1 protein-coding gene and 2 pseudogenes are annotated in these 1,655 nt (G+C 70.9%); 1 reads left to right on the plus strand and 2 read right to left on the minus strand.

All coding sequences use genetic code 11. The features are described from left to right. A pseudogene (locus ACTOQ1_RS42755) lies at positions 1-311 on the minus strand (phospholipid carrier-dependent glycosyltransferase); the annotation flags it as partial. Positions 312-332: 21 nt separating this feature from the next. Continuing rightward, positions 333-1,187, minus strand: a complete 855-nt coding sequence (rsmI, locus tag ACTOQ1_RS42760; RefSeq protein WP_440074317.1) for a 16S rRNA (cytidine(1402)-2'-O)-methyltransferase — start codon at positions 1,185-1,187, stop codon at positions 333-335. A 97-nt stretch (positions 1,188-1,284) separates the two neighbouring features. Between rsmI and ACTOQ1_RS42765 the strand changes: the two are divergent. Beyond that, positions 1,285-1,655 (plus strand): annotated as a pseudogene (locus ACTOQ1_RS42765) (phospholipid carrier-dependent glycosyltransferase); the annotation flags it as partial.

A 1,655-nucleotide genomic window follows, 5' to 3' on the forward strand; every position in this document is an offset into this window, starting at 1 on the left:
GCCACGTAGAGCGGGCAGGGGTCGGCCTCCGGCGGCGTGCACTTGACCAGGAAGTCGGTCTTCCCCGCGATGATCATCCGGTCGGCGACCGGGTCGTCCACGGTGCCGAGCGAGGCTCGCTCGACCCCGTAGTGGATCAGCGCCCAGGCGTCCTTGGCGTAGTACGTCTCGTCGAACACGACCGCGTGCGGCCGCCCGAGGTGGACGAACCGCAGGACCCCTCCGAACGCCGCGACCAGCAGCGGTCCCAGCCAGCCCCAGGCCACGCTCCCCTGCATGGGCGGCAGGAGGCGATCCCGTATTAATCCCATTCGGGCAATTATGGTGATAATTCAGCCGCGATGGACAGCATCATAAAGATCGCGTTTGGGGATTCCCGCCGCCTTCGCCACGTCCACGATCGCCTGCTTCCTCGGTATCCCCGTCTCCTCCCGGCGTGCCACCTCGTCGACCAGGTCCCCGATCACCGGCGGCAGGGCCTGCCCGGCGTACCCGGCGACGACGACCGTGATCTCTCCCTTGACGCCCCCGGCCGCCCACTCGGCCAGCTCCCCGAGGCCACCTCGCCGCACCTCCTCGTACGTCTTGGTGAGCTCCCGGCAGACCGCCGCCCTGCGGTCGGCGCCGAACGCCTCCGCCATCGCCGCCAGAGCGACCTGCAGCCGGTGCGGCGCCTCGAAGAAGACCATGGTGCGCTCCTCCTCCGCGAGGGCGGAGAGCCGGCGGGAGCGCTCACCGGACTTGCGCGGCGGGAAGCCCTCGAAACAGAAGCGGTCGCTGGGCAGCCCCGAGACGGCCAGCGCCGTGGTGACCGCGGACGGTCCGGGCAGCGAGGTGACGGTGATCCCCGCCTCGACCGCCAGGTGGGTGAGGCGGTAGCCGGGGTCTGAGACGCCCGGCATGCCCGCGTCGGTGATGACCAGCACGGTCTTGCCGTCCTGGAGGGCCTGGAGGAGCTCGGCGGCCCGCCCGGCCTCGTTGGCGTCGTAGTAGGAGACGACCCGGCCGCCGATCTCCGCGCCCAGTTCCCCCGCCAGGCGGCGCAGCCTGCGGGTGTCCTCCGCCGCGACCACGTCGGCGCTCTCCAGCGCCTGCCGCAGCCGGGGCGAGGCGTCGCCCACCTGCCCGATCGGAGCCCCTGCCAGCACAAGCCTGCCGTTGTCCGTCACCGTTCCATCCTCCCGCATTTCGGATGGCCCCCCAGCCTGGGGAGAAGTTCTCGAATTGGGCATCTGGCAGGTTTTTCCTGGGCTCAGGGGGGTGGGAGGACCGTACGATGTCCGGGTGGCCGTGACCGACTTCACCAACCAGGGACCGCAGCAGCCGGAGCCCCAGGAGCCCCAGACGCCCGGCGGGACGAAGGGCTCGGCGCGCGACCGGCTGGTGCCGCCGATGCCCGACGGCGCCCTGTGGGGCTGGCTGGGCCCGCTGCTGATCGCGGTGTTCGGGGCGATCCTGCGCTTCACGAACCTCGGCCATCCGCGCGCGGTCATGTTCGACGAGACGTACTACGCCAAGGACGCCTGGGCGCTGTTCACCTTCGGCGCCGAGCACAACGTCGTCAAGGACGCCGACAAGATCCTGATGGGGGGCGGCACCGGGATCTGGCAGCAGTGCGCGCCCACCGAGCTCGACAAGTGCGCCTCCTACGTGGT

Source organism: Streptosporangium sp. OZ121, assembly GCF_051918885.1.
GTDB lineage: Bacteria > Actinomycetota > Actinomycetes > Streptosporangiales > Streptosporangiaceae > Streptosporangium.